Here is a 14,743-nt window from a genome sequence, read left to right as displayed (position 1 = left end):
CCAGTTAAAAACTGTTACCTATGTGCTTGAACTGGTTTGTTACCTATGTGGGTGAGTCATACCGGCAAGACTTTTTGCTTACTTTTGTGTCGTTTGACAAAAGTGAGTCGCCGTAAGGGCGAAACCCTAAGTGGCCGTTACCGCAGCAATGGATATGTACTCCATCCCACTCGCCGCAAGAGCGAAACCCTAAGCAGCCGTGACCGCAGCAACGGATATGTACCCCACTCCCCCGCCATAAAGGCAAAACCACAAGCGGCGATAACCGCAGCACCGGATATTTACCCCCTTCGCGCTCGCCCCCTAAAAAAACACCTCAAACCACCTTGGGAATCTCCAACCCACGTATCACCGCCGGCCGCGCCACAAACTTGGCCAGCACCCGCTGCACCTGCGGGAAGCTATCAAACCCCACCAACCCGCCCGCCTCATAAAACCCGACCAAATTCCGAATCCACGGAAAGGTCGCAATATCGGCAATGGTGTAGCGCTCACCCATGATCCACTCGCGCCCCTCCAGGTGCTTGTCCAACACCCCCAGCAAGCGCTTGGCCTCGTTCACATAACGCTCCAGCGGCCGCTTGTCCTCGTAGTCCTTGCCGGCGAATTTGTGGAAGAACCCCACCTGCCCGAACATCGGCCCGATACCGCCCATCTGGAACATCAGCCACTGGAGTGTTTCATAACGCGCCGCCGACTCCTGGGCCAGCAACTGCCCGCTCTTGTCCGCCAGGTAAATCAGGATCGCCCCCGACTCGAACAACGCCAGCGGCTGGTCGCCAGGACCATGGGGATCGAGAATCGCCGGGATCTTGTTGTTCGGACTGACGCTGAGGAACTCCGGGGTCATCTGATCCTGAGTCTCGAAGCTGACCCGGTGCGCTTCATAAGGCAGGCCGATCTCTTCGAGCATGATCGAGACCTTGACCCCGTTGGGCGTCGGCAACGAATACAGCTGAATCCATTCGGGAAATTGCGCAGGCCATTTCTGGGTAACGGCAAAAGCGGAAAGATCGGTCATGACAGGCTTCCAATGACAGTCAAAGGGGGGCGCCACACAAGGCAACGGTCGAGGATTATCCGCCGGGTTTTCTTAAATCGGCAACACACCGTGGTTAGTCTGGCGCTGCATCGAACCAAACGCCGTCCAAGGACTCAGAAGCACTGCCTTCACCGGCCGTGATGACAGGGAATACACAGGTTTGTCAGCCTCCACCCTTGCGCTGAAGAAGCTCGCCATGCCCCTGTTACGCCATCTCAAGAACCGCGCCTACCTGCTGCTACCGGCCATGTTGCTGGGCAGCGCCTTGTCCCTGGAATCCAGTGCCAGCCGTGCACAACCGGTGGACGGCACCCAGACCCTGGTGTTCCTGCGCCACGCGGAAAAGCCCGCCGGCGGCCTCGGCCAGCTCAATTGCCAGGGGCTGAACCGGGCCATCGACCTGGCCTCGCTGCTGCCGGAAAAGTTCGGCAAGGCGCAGTACGTGTTCGCCGCCGACCCCACGCGCAATGTCGAGGAAGGCGAGCTGGACAATTCCTACAGCTACATCCGCCCCTTGATGACCATCAGCCCCAGTGCCATCAAGCTCGGCCTGCCGGTGAACATCGATTTTGCCGCCAATGACACCAGCGACCTGGCGGACGAGCTGCTGCACGACCGCTACCACAACGCGACCATCTACACCGCCTGGTCCCACGGCTACCTGCCGGAGCTGATCAACAAGGTCGCCGAAGAGGCCGTGGGCGAAACACGCCCGATCACCGAGGACTGGGCCTCCAGCGACTTCGACTCGCTGTACGTGCTGACCCTGACCTGGCGCAACGGCAAGGCCAGCCTGCACAGCCAGAGCTACAAGCAGGGCCTGGACGGCGGCGAGCAGGATTGCCCGAGCTGATGGTTCCGGACTACAGGCGGCCTCCGTCCCTGTAGCCGCTGCCGCAGGCTGCGAACGGCTCCGCAGGAGACGCCACGATCTTTAGGTTGCTGCGCGTTCGACAGGAGATCGCCAGGCAAGGTCCTGCGGCCCTTTGCGCAGCCTCGCTGACGCTCGGCAGCGGCTACAGTCCAATGCCGGACGAGATCGGTTCGCGGCGCGCCGGCGCCAGCGGCTACAATTCGCGCTTATTGTCTTCGTGCGGAAACCCCTTCATGTCCAACCTCGCCCCCACCCAGCCCGCCCGTGGCTGGGCGTTCTGGTGCAAACCCCTGTTGTTCCTGCTCGTGGCCGCCATCGGCCTGTACTACGTGAAGTGGTCGCCCTATTACCTCAAGGCCTTTGTCGCCGCCGACAGCCACAGCATCGGCGCGTCGATCCTTAACGATCAGCAAAGCTCACCCTGGAGCGCGGCCCTGGCCTATTCCCAGGTGTACTTCCTGGCCATCTGGAAAGCCGCGGTGCTGGCGGTGATCTTGGGTTCCCTGCTGCAGGTACTGATTCCCCGGGACTGGCTGCTGCGCCTGTTCGGCCGCGCCGGTTTCGGCTCGACCCTGCGCGGTGGGCTGTTCGCCCTGCCGGGCATGATGTGTTCCTGCTGCGCCGCGCCGGTGGCCGCTGGGTTGCGACGGCAGAAGGTTTCGGTGGGCGCGGCCCTGGCGTTCTGGATCGCCAACCCGGTGCTCAACCCGGCGACCCTGGTGTTCATGGGCTTTGTCCTGGGCTGGGGCTTTTCCGCCCTGCGCCTGGTGGCGGGCATTGTCCTGGTGCTGGGCGTGTCCCTGGTGGCGCAACGGGTCGCCGGCCCCGAGCAACTGCCCGAAGCCGCGGTGGATGCGGTGGTGGAAGCCAGCACGGTGAACGACCAACCGTTCCTCAGCCGCTGGGGCAAGACCCTGTGGCAACTGTTCTGGAGCACCATTCCGATCTACGTGCTGGCAGTACTGGTGCTGGGCGCGGCGCGGGTCTGGCTGTTCCCCCATATCGACGGCGCCATGGGCGACAGCCTGTGGTGGCTGGTGCCGCTGGCGATTGCCGGGACCCTGTTCGTGATTCCCACAGCAGCGGAGATTCCCATCGTCCAGACCATGATGACCCTGGGCCTGGGCACTGGGCCGGCAGTGGCCCTGCTGATGACCCTGCCGAGCATCAGCCTGCCGTCGCTGCTGATGCTGCGCAAAGACTTCGATGCCCGGGTGCTGGTGACCGTGGCCGTGCTGACCATGCTGGTGGGGATTGTCTGCGGGTTGATTGGTGCGGTGTTGTTGTAGAGCCCTGTTTATTGTCTTGAAACACATTGGTCAGGGAATGACGCTCCCGAAACCAGAGTTTTCGCTTTGTTTTGTAAGGCTTGTCCGAGAGAATCGCCAACGCCTTTAAGCGGCTTGCGCCCTTGGTTTTCGTCAGGCAGCCTCCCTGAGCCGCTGCACAATCAGCGACCCGGATGTGGAAGTCTGGAAGAGTCGAAGGTACATCGCCCTTAACGCGTAGGTACCCTTATGAAAAAGCTCGTCCCCGATCCATCCCGCCCCCTGCGCGATCCCGAGCTGGATCGCGCCAACGCCAACCTGCTCAGCGCGCTGAAACCGACCCAGGCACGCCCGTTCGGCCTGCGCGATGCCCAGGGCAATACCCTGTTCAGCGTGCAAGCCGGGGTCAACGCCGAAGAGGCCTTGAGGCACGTCGCCCTGCTGCTCAAGTGCGCCGAGGAGGTGTCTGATGAAATCACCGAGCGCGCCAGCGGTATCGAACGCGGCCTGATCTGGTCCATGGTGCATTCCGTGGAAATGGCCCGGGCCGTGGTCGAGGCCTTGCTCGACCGTCCACGCCCTGCCGGCTGACGCCCGCGCACACCGCGCGCTCGGGTGCTGCGAGCGCGCGGTTTTTTGAGCGCTAGCGCGATGGCGGCTGGCGCTGGCGCAGGTAATCGAGCACGGCGCCGTGGTCGCCGCTGAACTCGATCCGCGCGCCCTTGCTCTCGCGCTGGAAGGCGTACATCGGGTCGTAGTATTCGCCCAGCAAGCCTTCGATCCAGGCCCGGTGCAGTTCCACGTCGCCGCTGCGGGCCTGTTCGGCCAGGGCGGCTTCCATCAGCAGCAACAGGCGCTGGTGACGCTCGCCACCGAGGCGTTTGTGGATCTTGTTCAGGCTTTCCAGCAGGCGTTCGGCAAACAGGGCAAAACCTTCCTCGCCATGCACGGCCACGAACTCGGCGCTGAGGTTGACCACGTAATCGTCGAGGATGCGCTGCACCCGGCTGTCGAGGCGGTCTTCCAGCCAGACCATGGGCAGGCCCTGCATGCTCTGGTACAGCGACAGCGGCAAGGCGCAGCTGCCGATCATGCGGTTTTCGTCTTCCAGGACAAAGCTCTGCACGCCGCGCTCACGCTTTTTCAGCAGGTCCACCGCCAGGCGGTTTTCGAAGTCGATGTTGCTCGGCTGCCCGGTGGCGCGGCGGCCGAAGCTGGAGCCGCGGTGGTTGGCGTGGCCTTCCAGGTCCAGGGCGTTGTCCAGCTGGCCCAGCACTTGGGTCTTGCCGGTGCCGGTCATGCCCCCCAACAGGACAAAATCGCACTGCTGCAGGGCCTGTTCGGTGGTGTCCAGCAGGAAGGTACGCATGGCCTTGTAACCGCCGCCAACCCGCGGGTAGTCAATGCCCGCTTCGTCCTTGAGCCATTGCTGGACGATCTGCGAGCGCAGGCCGCCACGGAAGCAGTACAGCAGGCCGTCGGGGTGAGCCCGGGCAAACTCGGCCCAGGCCTGGATGCGCTGGGCCTTGATGTCCCCGGACACCAGTTGATGCCCAAGCACGATGGCCGCCTGCTGGCCCTGCTGCTTGTAGCAGGTGCCGACCCGCTGGCGTTCCAGGTCGGTCATCAGCGGCAGGTTGAGCACCCCGGGAAAGGCGCCCTTGGTGAATTCGATCGGCGCGCGGGTGTCCATCATCGGCCGGTCGTTGAGGAATATGTCGCGGTAGTCGGTGCAGTCCAGAGGCATCAGAACACCTCGACCGCGTGGTTCTGTCGCTCCACCAACTCGCCGATGGGCGCCAGTTCCAGGCCCAGTTCCGCCGCCAGGGCGAGGAACTCGGCATTGCCTTGCGGGGTCACCGCCACCAGCAGGCCGCCGCTGGTCTGCGGATCGCAGAGCACGCGTTTGTGCAGCTCCTGGACCCGGCCGATCTTCTCGGCGTAGCTGCTGTAGTTGCGCAAGGTGCCACCCGGCACGCAGCCCTGGTCCAGGTAGTACTCGACCCCAGGCAAACAAGGCACGCGGTCGTAGTGGATCTGCGCGGTCAGGCCGCTGCCGTCGGCCATTTCCACCAGATGCCCGAGCAGGCCGAAACCAGTGACGTCGGTCATCGCGGTCACCCCTTCGAGCTTGCCGAAACGCGCGCCGGGCTTGTTCAGGGTGCACATCCAGTCGCGGGCCAGGCCGATGTCGGCGTCGCGCAGCTTGCCCTTTTTTTCGGCGGTGGTGAGCACGCCGATCCCCAGGGGCTTGGTCAGGTACAGCAGGCAGCCGGCGGTCGCGGTGTCGTTGCGCTTCATGAAGCGTTTTTCCACCAGCCCGGTGACCGCCAAACCGAAAATCGGCTCCGGCGCGTCGATGGAATGGCCGCCCGCCAGGGGAATGCCCGCCGCGTCGCACACCGCGCGGCCGCCGCGGATCACTTCCCGGGCGATTTCCGGGGCCAACACGTTCACCGGCCAGCCGAGAATGGCGATCGCCATCAGCGGGTCGCCGCCCATGGCGTAGATGTCGCTGATGGCGTTGGTGGCGGCGATGCGCCCGAAGTCGAAGGGGTCATCGACGATGGGCATGAAAAAGTCGGTGGTGGAGACCACGCCGCGTTCTTCGTCGATGGCGTAGATCGCCGCGTCATCGCGCGAGGCGTTGCCGACCCAGAGCTTGGGATCGAGGTTCTGCGCCCCGCTGCCGGCCAGAATCACCTCCAGCACCTGGGGGGAAATCTTGCAGCCGCAGCCGGCTCCGTGGCTGTACTGGGTCAGGCGAATCGGCTCGCTCATGGGGCACCTCGTCAAGTCTGGGATCGGGATTCTAGCAGAGCCCTCAGGCACTGGGCCGCGGCGTGCCCTGATGGAACAGCATCTGCCAGCGCCCTTCGCGGCAGCGCCACAGCGAACTGCGCCAGGCACTGCTGGCCGCCCGCCCGCCGGCTGCGGCGTTATGGCACAGGTAGGTGACCTGGGCCAGATCGGCCGCCAGGCGCTGCAGCGCAAACTCGCTGATACGCCGTTCGATGAAGTCCTGCTGCGGCAGGCTGTGCAGCACCTGGGCCTTGTTCCAGCGCCCGCCGCTGGCGCCGAATTCAAGAAAGTCATCGGCCAGCAAGGCCTCCAGCGCCTGACGATCGGCGCGCACTTCGGCCAGTTGCAGTTGGCGTTCGAGCATCAACAGGTGGTCGGACAATTCCATGGTCACTCCCGGGGCGGCGGATCAGTGGCGCACTCTAGCATCCGCGCCCAGCCCCTCAAGGCAGGACACCTGCGGTAGCGCTTGCGCCAAGCAAATGCGCCGGACTTTGGTTAGGCTTGCAGCGCCCTGCCTGGGCACGCTTGTCCTCATACCCACAAAAGCGCCCCCCCGCCCCTCACCCGAGGCCAGGGCAAGACGCTGACGGAGCCCGCCATGAAATTCACCACCCAGTCCATCGCCCGCAAGCTCAAGTTCCACCAGTTGGTGGTGTTCGAGCAGGTGCTGCAAAGCGGCTCGCTGGTGCGCGCCTCCCAGGCGCTGAACCTGACTCAGCCGGCGGTGACCAAGATCATTCACGAGCTGGAATCCTACTTCGAGGCGCCGCTGCTGGTGCGCAGCAACCGCGGGGTCAGCGCCACCGAGCTGGGCCAGGTGGTGGTGCAACGGGCCAAGTCGCTGCTGGCGGAGCTGCGGGCCCTGACCGACGAGGTCAACGCCTTCCAGGAAGGCACCTCGGGGCAGGTGATGGTCGGCACCCTGATCTCGGCCTCGACCTCGCTGCTGCCCCGGACCATCCAGTTGCTCAAGCAGCGCGCGCCGGGGGTGCTGGTGTCATTGCGGGTCGGGCAGATGGACCAGTTGTTCCCGGCGCTGGCGGTGGGCGATGTGGATCTGGTGGTGGGCCGGGTGCCGGACGACTGGCACCGGCGCAGCGAGGCCCTGGAGGTCGATGTGCTGTACCGCGAGGACTTGAGCATCGTCGCCGGCGTGCATCACCCGTTGCACCAGCAGACGCCGGTCAGCCTGGCACACCTGCATGCCTACCCCTGGGTGCTGCCGACCCGCGACTCGCTGCTGCGGCGCACCGCCGACCGACTGTTCGCCGACAACGGCCTGCCGACGCCGGACAATGTTGCCGAGTCGCTGTCGATCCTCACCAACATCACCCTGATGCAGGATCAGCGCACCGTGGCCCTGATGCCCTACGAGGCCTCGTTGCAGTTCATCCAGGCCGGCATGCTCCAGGCTTTCGATCTGGGGACGCCACTGCAGTTCGGCGACATCGGTTGCTTCTACGCCGCCCAGCGCAACCTGGGCCCGGCGGCCCGGCTGTTTCGCGAATGCCTGGACCTGGCCCGGGCAGAGTCCGACAGCGGGCAAGCGCCGATCCAGGCCTCGCCCTGATATTCCAATTGATAATAGTTAGCGGCCGATCTTTGATTATTAACTAATACCAGGCCTTCCTACACTCGCCCCGAAACCCATGTTTCGGAGGTTCAAGTGTCCACTGCCCTGCTGCGTCATTTCATCGACGGCGAGTTCGTCGCCAGCCCCCAGACCTTTGCCAATATCTCCCCGGTCGACGGCCGCGTGCTGGGCCAGGTCTGCGAGGCCGACCGATCCCAGGTGGACCGCGCCGTGACCGCGGCCAAGGCGGCGCAGTCCGGCCCCTGGGCCGATTACAGCGCCAGCCAGCGCGCCGACCTGCTGCTGCGGATTGCCGCCGGCATCGAGGCGCGTTTCGAGGCGTTCGTTGCCGCCGAAGTCGCCGACACCGGGCGCCCGGTGCAACAGGCGCGCACCCTGGACGTGGCCCGCGCGGTGCAGAATTTCCGCACCTTCGCCGAGCTGCTGCGCCAATCCGGCGGCGAAATCTTCGAGATGCGCGGCGCCGACGGCAATGACGTGTTCAGCTACAGCGTGCGCAAGCCCCACGGCGTGGTGGCGATCATCTCGCCGTGGAACCTGCCGCTGTTGCTGCTCACCTGGAAAGTCGCCCCGGCCCTGGCCTGCGGCAACTCGGTGGTGGTCAAGCCGTCCGAGGACACCCCCTCCAGCGCCACGCTGCTGGCCGAAGTGATGCGCGACGCCGGGGTGCCGGCCGGCGTGTTCAACCTGGTGCACGGCTTCGGGCCGAATTCGGCCGGGGAATTCCTCACCGCCCATCGCGACGTCGACGCCATCACCTTCACCGGCGAATCCCGGACTGGCGCCACCATCATGAAAGCCGCCGCCGAAGGCGTGCGCGAGGTGTCCTTCGAGCTGGGCGGCAAGAACGCCGCGGTGGTGTTCGCCGACTGCGATTTCGACGCCGCGGTGGCCGGGGTGCTGCGCGCAAGCTTCACCAACGCCGGGCAGGTATGCCTGTGCTCGGAGCGGGTCTACGTCGAACGGCCGATCTACCAGCGCTTCGTCGCCGCCCTCAAGGCCGGCGCCGAACAGTTGAAGATCGGCTACCCCGATGAAGACGGGGTCAACATGGGCTCGCTGATTTCCCACAAACACCGGGACAAGGTCCTGGGCTACTTCCAGCTGGCCCTGGAGGAAGGCGCGACCCTGGTCAGCGGCGGCGGCATTCCGCAGTTCGGCGATGCCCGGGACCAGGGCGCCTACGTCCAGCCGACGATCTGGACCGACCTGCCGGACCACGCCCGCTGCCTGCGCGAAGAAGTGTTCGGCCCGGTCTGCCACATCGCCCCGTTCGACACCGAGGACGAAGTGCTGCGCCGGGTCAACGACTCGGCCTATGGCCTGGCCACGGCCCTGTGGACCCGCGATCTGAAGCGCGCCCATCAGCTGTCCCGGCGCTTCCGTGTGGGCATGGTCTGGGTCAACACCTGGTTCCTGCGCGACCTGCGCACGCCGTTCGGCGGCACAAGGCTCTCGGGCGTGGGGCGCGAAGGCGGCCGTCACTCCCTGGATTTCTACTCCGAGATCACCACCATCTGCGTCAACCCTTGAGGGGCACCCCGACATGCATGCAGACCTGATTGAAGCGGCGCACCACCTGCGCCAGGCCCAGCTCAACGGCCAGCCCTGCGCCCCGGTGCGCGAGCTGATTGCCCAGGCCCAGGCCGCGCAACCCCACACCTCCCTGGCCGACCTGGCCTACCAGGTGCAGCACTACAACAACCTGGCGGCCATCGATGCCGGACGCCGCCCGGTGGGCCACAAGATCGGCCTGACCTCCCGCGCCGTGCAGCAGCAACTGGGGGTGGACCAGCCGGACTTCGGCCAGCTGTTCGCCGACATGGCCCGCGGTGACGACCAGCCCATCGCCTGGAGCGACACCTGCCAGCCCAAGGTCGAAGCCGAGGTGGCCCTGGTGCTGGAACATGACCTGAACCATGAGCGCCACACGCTGGCCGACCTGATCCGCGCCACCGCCTTTGCCCTGCCGGCCATCGAGATTGTCGGCAGCCGCATCGCGCAATGGGACATCCGCCTGAGCGACACCATCGCCGACAACGCCTCCAGCGGGCTGTTCGTGCTCGGCAGCCAGCCGGTGGCCCTGGAAAAACTCGATCTGGTGCGCTGCGGCATGAGCCTGACCCGGCGAGGCGAACCGGTGTCGGTGGGCGCCGGCGCCGCCTGCCTGGGCAACCCGCTGAACGCCGCCCTGTGGCTGGCCGACACCCTGGCCCGCCTGGGCACGCCACTGCGGGCCGGCGACATCCTCCTGACCGGCGCCCTCGGGCCCATGGTCGCGGTGCAGCCGGGAGATCGCTTTACCGCGCACATCCAGGGCCTGGGCAGCGTCAGCGCCGCCTTCGCCAGCGTCCAATGAACCGGAGCCACGCATGAACCCAACCCTCAAGGCCGCGATCATCGGCTCGGGCAATATCGGCACCGACCTGATGCTGAAAATCCTGCGTCAGGCCCGGCACCTGCAACTGAGCGCCATGGTCGGCATCGACCCGGCTTCCGACGGCCTGGAACGGGCCCGGCGCCTGGGCGTGGCGACCACCCACGAAGGCGTCGAAGGCCTGCTGCGCATGCCCGAGTTTGCCGCCATCGACATCGTGTTCGATGCCACCTCGGCCGCCGCCCACCAGCACCACGAGGCCGTGCTGCGCCAGGCCAAGCCGGGCATCCGCCTGATCGACCTGACCCCGGCGGCCATCGGCCCCTACTGCATTCCGGTGGTCAACCTGGAGCAGCACCTGCACAGCCTCAACCTGAACATGGTCACCTGCGGCGGCCAGGCGACCATTCCCATGGTGGCGGCGGTGTCGCGGGTGGCCCAGGTGCACTACGCGGAAATCGTCGCCTCGATTGCCAGCAAATCCGCCGGCCCCGGCACCCGGGCCAATATCGACGAGTTCACCGAGACCACTCGCCACGCCATCGAGACCCTCGGCGGCGCCACCCGGGGCAAGGCGATCATCGTCATGAACCCGGCCGAACCGCCGCTGATCATGCGCGACACGGTGCTGATGCTGTCGGCCGCCGCCGATCAGCGGGAGATCGCCGCCTCCATCGCCGAGATGGCCGCGGCGGTGCAGGCCTATGTGCCCGGCTACCGCCTCAAGCAACAGGTGCAGTTCGAGCCGATCCCGGCCTCGGCGCCGCTGTTGATCCCAGGGCTGGGGCGTTTCAGCGGGCTCAAGACCTCGGTGTTCCTGGAGGTCGAGGGCGCCGCCCATTACCTGCCCGCCTACGCCGGCAACCTCGACATCATGACCTGCGCCGCGCTGGCCACCGCCGAGCGCATGGCCCAGTCGCTGCTCAACCGCTGAAGGAGCTTCGCCATGACTTTCAACCCCGGCAACAAGCTCTACATTTCCGACGTGACCCTGCGTGACGGCATGCACGCCATCCGCCACCAGTACAGCCTGGATCAGGTCCAGGCCATCGCCCGGGCCCTGGACGCGGCCCGGGTCGACAGCATTGAAGTGGCCCACGGCGACGGCCTGCAGGGCTCCAGCTTCAACTACGGCTTCGGCGCCCACACCGACCTGGAATGGATCGAAGCCGCGGCCGAGGTGCTCGAACACACGCGCATCGCCACCCTGCTGCTGCCCGGCATCGGCACCGTGCATGACCTCAAGGCCGCCTACCGGGCCGGCGCCCGGGTGGTGCGGGTGGCCACCCACTGCACCGAGGCCGATGTTTCGCGCCAGCACATCGAGTGCGCCCGGGAACTGGGCATGGACACCGTGGGCTTTCTGATGATGAGCCACATGACCAGCCCGGAAAACCTCGCCGTGCAGGCGCAGAAAATGGAAAGCTACGGCGCCACCTGCATCTACGTGGTGGACTCCGGCGGCGCCATGAACATGCAGGACATCCGCCTGCGCTTTCGGGCGCTGAAGGCCGTGCTCAAGCCGGACACCGCCACCGGCATGCACGCCCACCACAACCTCGGCCTGGGGGTGGCCAACTCCCTGGTGGCGGTGGAAGAAGGCTGCCAGCGCATCGACGCCAGCCTCGCCGGCATGGGCGCCGGGGCCGGCAACGCGCCGCTGGAAGTGTTCATCGCCGCCGCCGACAAGCTGGGCTGGAACCACGGCACCGACCTCTATCGCCTGATGGACGCCGCCGACGATCTGGTGCGCCCGCTGCAGGACCGGCCGGTGCGGGTCGACCGCGAAACCCTGGCCCTGGGCTACGCCGGGGTCTACTCCAGCTTCCTGCGCCACGCCGAACAAGCCGCCCACAAGTACGGCCTGAAAACCGTCGACATCCTGGTCGAGCTCGGCCGCCGGCGCATGGTCGGCGGCCAGGAAGACATGATCGTCGACGTCGCCCTCGACCTGCTCGCTGCCCGGGAGTCCCGCCCATGAACCTCGATCTTGCCCCCATCGCCCACGCGCTGGATCAGGCCGCGCGCAACGCTCGCGCCCTGCCCCAGTTCAGCCGGCACACGCCCTTCAACCTGGAGCAGGCCTACCAGATCCAGCGCGCCTCCATGGCCCACCGCTACGCCGATGGCGAACGCATGATCGGCCTCAAGCTGGGCTTCACCAGCCGCGCCAAGATGCAGCAGATGGGCGTCGACAGCCTGATCTGGGGCTGGCTCACCGACGCCATGCTGGAAGAGGACGGCGGCCAGCTGAACCTGGACCGCTACATCCACCCCCGGGCCGAACCGGAGCTGTGCTTCCTCACCCGGCGCGCCATCGACCGGCCGCTGACCCAGCTCGAAGCCGTGGACTATCTGGAGGCCGTGGCCCCGGCCATCGAGATCATCGACTCGCGCTACGAGGCGTTCAAATTCAGCCTGGAAGACGTGGTGGCGGACAACTGCTCCTCGGCCGGGCTGGTGGTCGGCCCCTGGTCCCGGGATTTTTCCACCCTGGCCAACGCCGGCGTGCTGATGCGCCTGGACGGTGCCCTGGTGGAAGCCGGTTCGACCGCGGCGATCCTCGGCCATCCGCTGCGCAGCCTGGTGCACGCCTCGCAACTGCTGGCCCGGGCCGACATCAGCCTGCCCGCCGGCAGCCTGATCATGGCCGGCGCCGCCACCGCCGCCGTAGCCCTGACACCCGGCGCACAGTTGACGGTGGAGATCAATGGCTACGGCGAATGCGCCTTCACCTGCAGCGGCCAGGCCCAAGGTGAACGCTCATGACCGTCAACCGCGCGACCCTGGTGCCGGGCAAGGCCAAGCCCCGGGGCCGCTTCCCCCATATCAAGCGCGCCGGCGATCTGCTGTTCGTTTCCGGCACCAGCTCGCGGCGCCCGGACAACAGCTTCGACGGCGTCGAAGTGGACGAGCTGGGCACCACCCGCCTGGACATTCGCGCCCAGACCCGGGCGGTGATCGAGAACATCCGCGATATCCTCGCCAGCGAAAACGCCGGGCTGCAGGACCTGGTGGAAATCAGCGCCTTCCTGGTGGATATGAATGACTTCGGTCCCTACAACCAGGTCTACGCCGAGTACTTCGACGAACAGGGCCCGACCCGCACCACCGTGGCCGTGCATCAGTTGCCGCACCCGCACCTGCGCATCGAAATCAAGGCGGTGGCCTACGCCCCGCTCAATCGCCGAGAACAATAACAATGGACAAGCACCACTACAGCGCACCGCTGAACTTCAACCGCTGGCTGGACGAACATGCCCATCTGCTGCAACCGCCGGTGGGCAACCGCCAGGTATGGCAGGACGCCGACTTCATGGTCACCGTGGTCGGCGGCCCCAACCAGCGCACCGACTTTCACGACGACCCCATGGAAGAGTTCTTCTATCAGTTCAAGGGCAATGCCTACCTGAACATCTGGGACCGTGGCCGCTACGAGCGCATCGATCTGCGCGAGGGCGACATCTACCTGATGGCGCCCCACGTCATTCATTCCCCGCAACGCCCGGAGCCCGGCAGCCTGTGCCTGGTGGTGGAGCGCCAGCGGCCCGCGGGCCTGCTGGACGCCCTGCAATGGTCCTGCGCCCGCTGCGGCACGCTGATCCAGCGCTATGAAATGCAGCTGCAGAGCATCGTCAACGACCTGCCACCGGTCTACGAAGAGTTCTACGCCACCAGCCAGGAGCAACGGCGTTGCAGCGGCTGCGGCGAAATCCACCCGGGCCGCGACTGGCAGACCTGGCACCACACCCTCAAGGCAGCGACCCCCTTATGAAAATCGACATGCATTCGCACTTCTTCCCCGACATCAGCCAGGACGAGGCCGCACGCCTGGACCCGGTGCGCGCGCCCTGGCTGCACAAGGACGGCGCCCGGGGCCAGATCATGGTCGGCGACAAAGCCTTTCGTCCGGTGCACGACGTGCTCTGGGACCCGGCGCGACGTGTCGAGCATCTGGACGAACAAGGCCTGGACCTGCAGATCATGTGCGCCACGCCGGTGATGTTCGCCTACGACGCGCCCATCGAACGGGCCCTGCCCTGGGCCCGGTTGATGAACGATCGGGCCATGGCCATGACCGCCGGCCACGAACGCCGGCTCAAGGTCCTGGCCCAGGTGCCGCTGCAGGACCTGGACGCCGCCTGCGCCGAAGCCAGCCGGGCCCAGGCCATCGGCCACGTCGGCGTGCAGATCGGCAACCACGTGGGCAATCACGACCTGGACCACGATCATCTGGTGACCTTTCTCGATCACTGCGCCCGTAACCAGATCCCGGTGCTGGTGCACCCCTGGGACATGATGGGCGGCGAGCGCATGCGCAAATGGATGCTGCCGTGGCTGGTGGCGATGCCCGCGGAAACCCAGCTGGGGATTCTGTCGCTGATCCTCTCCGGAGCCTTCGAGCGCCTGCCCGAATCCCTGCGCATCTGCTTCGCCCACGGCGGTGGCGGCTTCGCCTTTCTCCTGGGCCGGGTGGACAACGCCTGGCGTCACCGCGACATCGTCCGCGAAGACTGCCCGCAGTTGCCGTCCAGCTACGTCAAGCGCTTCTGCGTCGACTCGGCGGTGTTCGATCCCGGCGCCCTGAAACTGCTGGTGGAAGTGATGGGCAGTGAACGGGTGATGCTGGGTTCGGACTCACCCTTCCCCCTCGGCGAACAGCGCATCGGCAGCGGCATCGCCGAACACCCGACCCTGGCCGAAGCCGACAAGGCACGCCTGCTTGGCGGCAACGCCCAGGACTTCTTCAACCTGTACTGAGTGCCCGCACTCAGCCCCTCAT

Annotated in this window: 16 protein-coding genes; 12 read left to right on the top strand and 4 right to left on the bottom strand. The window is 66.1% G+C overall.

Translation table 11 applies throughout. From position 1 onward, the window contains the following. Positions 1-316 precede the first annotated feature (316 nt). Positions 317-1,021: a glutathione binding-like protein gene (locus GWQ44_RS30475; protein ID WP_179596972.1), complete on the bottom strand. Its 705-nt coding sequence runs from the start codon at positions 1,019-1,021 to the stop codon at positions 317-319. A gap of 217 nt (positions 1,022-1,238) precedes the next feature. Here GWQ44_RS30475 and GWQ44_RS30470 point away from each other — a divergent pair, with 217 nt between their 5' ends. The 3 genes from GWQ44_RS30470 to GWQ44_RS30460 all read left to right on the top strand — a co-directional run bounded on the left by GWQ44_RS30470 (position 1,239) and on the right by GWQ44_RS30460 (position 3,775). Further along, a complete protein-coding gene (locus tag GWQ44_RS30470; protein ID WP_275929071.1) occupies positions 1,239-1,895 on the top strand; it encodes a histidine phosphatase family protein in 657 nt (218 codons plus the stop codon). 254 nt (positions 1,896-2,149) lie between these two features. After that, complete coding sequence (locus tag GWQ44_RS30465) at positions 2,150-3,205, top strand: permease (RefSeq protein ID WP_275929070.1); 1,056 nt, start codon at positions 2,150-2,152, stop codon at positions 3,203-3,205. A gap of 228 nt (positions 3,206-3,433) precedes the next feature. Then, positions 3,434-3,775, top strand: coding sequence for a DUF3077 domain-containing protein (locus tag GWQ44_RS30460; RefSeq protein ID WP_275929069.1), 342 nt, complete (start codon positions 3,434-3,436; stop codon positions 3,773-3,775). A gap of 52 nt (positions 3,776-3,827) precedes the next feature. On the opposite strand, the gene mnmH is transcribed toward GWQ44_RS30460, so the two are convergent. From mnmH to GWQ44_RS30445, 3 genes are read right to left on the bottom strand one after another with little or no spacing between them, the layout of a single operon-like run. Next, positions 3,828-4,931 carry a tRNA 2-selenouridine(34) synthase MnmH gene (mnmH, locus tag GWQ44_RS30455; protein ID WP_275929068.1) on the bottom strand — a complete coding sequence of 368 codons (1,104 nt, stop codon included), beginning with the start codon at positions 4,929-4,931 and terminating at the stop codon, positions 3,828-3,830. After that, positions 4,931-5,965: a selenide, water dikinase SelD gene (gene selD / locus GWQ44_RS30450; protein ID WP_275929067.1), complete on the bottom strand. Its 1,035-nt coding sequence runs from the start codon at positions 5,963-5,965 to the stop codon at positions 4,931-4,933. The genes mnmH and selD overlap by 1 nt, the downstream gene beginning before the upstream one ends. A gap of 43 nt (positions 5,966-6,008) precedes the next feature. Further along, a complete protein-coding gene (locus GWQ44_RS30445) occupies positions 6,009-6,374 on the bottom strand; it encodes a nuclear transport factor 2 family protein (protein WP_275929066.1) in 366 nt (121 codons plus the stop codon). Positions 6,375-6,587: 213 nt separating this feature from the next. On the opposite strand from GWQ44_RS30445, the gene GWQ44_RS30440 reads away from it, so the two are divergent. The 9 genes from GWQ44_RS30440 to GWQ44_RS30400 all read left to right on the top strand — a co-directional run bounded on the left by GWQ44_RS30440 (position 6,588) and on the right by GWQ44_RS30400 (position 14,721). Beyond that, a complete protein-coding gene (locus tag GWQ44_RS30440) occupies positions 6,588-7,559 on the top strand; it encodes a LysR substrate-binding domain-containing protein (RefSeq protein ID WP_275929065.1) in 972 nt (323 codons plus the stop codon). Positions 7,560-7,655: 96 nt separating this feature from the next. Beyond that, a complete protein-coding gene (locus GWQ44_RS30435) occupies positions 7,656-9,116 on the top strand; it encodes a 2-hydroxymuconic semialdehyde dehydrogenase (RefSeq protein ID WP_110594934.1) in 1,461 nt (486 codons plus the stop codon). A gap of 13 nt (positions 9,117-9,129) precedes the next feature. Next, positions 9,130-9,942 (top strand): fumarylacetoacetate hydrolase family protein, encoded by an 813-nt coding sequence (locus tag GWQ44_RS30430; RefSeq protein WP_199011069.1) that lies wholly within the window; start codon positions 9,130-9,132, stop codon positions 9,940-9,942. Positions 9,943-9,955: 13 nt separating this feature from the next. After that, positions 9,956-10,894, top strand: coding sequence for an acetaldehyde dehydrogenase (acetylating) (locus tag GWQ44_RS30425; protein ID WP_275929064.1), 939 nt, complete (start codon positions 9,956-9,958; stop codon positions 10,892-10,894). A gap of 12 nt (positions 10,895-10,906) precedes the next feature. Further along, on the top strand, positions 10,907-11,941 hold the full coding sequence (gene dmpG, locus GWQ44_RS30420) for a 4-hydroxy-2-oxovalerate aldolase (RefSeq protein ID WP_275929063.1): 1,035 nt from the start codon (positions 10,907-10,909) through the stop codon (positions 11,939-11,941). Next, positions 11,938-12,729: a fumarylacetoacetate hydrolase family protein gene (locus GWQ44_RS30415; protein WP_275929062.1), complete on the top strand. Its 792-nt coding sequence runs from the start codon at positions 11,938-11,940 to the stop codon at positions 12,727-12,729. The genes dmpG and GWQ44_RS30415 overlap by 4 nt, the downstream gene beginning before the upstream one ends. After that, complete coding sequence (locus GWQ44_RS30410; protein WP_016965506.1) at positions 12,726-13,160, top strand: RidA family protein; 435 nt, start codon at positions 12,726-12,728, stop codon at positions 13,158-13,160. The genes GWQ44_RS30415 and GWQ44_RS30410 overlap by 4 nt, the downstream gene beginning before the upstream one ends. Positions 13,161-13,162: 2 nt before the next feature. Next, positions 13,163-13,735: a 3-hydroxyanthranilate 3,4-dioxygenase gene (locus tag GWQ44_RS30405; RefSeq protein ID WP_275929061.1), complete on the top strand. Its 573-nt coding sequence runs from the start codon at positions 13,163-13,165 to the stop codon at positions 13,733-13,735. Next, entirely contained in the window at positions 13,732-14,721 is a 990-nt protein-coding gene (locus GWQ44_RS30400) for an amidohydrolase family protein (protein WP_275929060.1), read from the top strand. Before GWQ44_RS30405 ends, GWQ44_RS30400 begins: the two co-directional genes overlap by 4 nt. Positions 14,722-14,743: the final 22 nt, after the last annotated feature.

The organism is Pseudomonas sp. 3MA1 (assembly GCF_029237275.1).
GTDB lineage: Bacteria > Pseudomonadota > Gammaproteobacteria > Pseudomonadales > Pseudomonadaceae > Aquipseudomonas > Aquipseudomonas fluorescens_AP.
The sequence above is the reverse complement of the archived record's forward strand: the minus strand, read 5'-3'. Positions and strand labels throughout refer to the sequence as shown.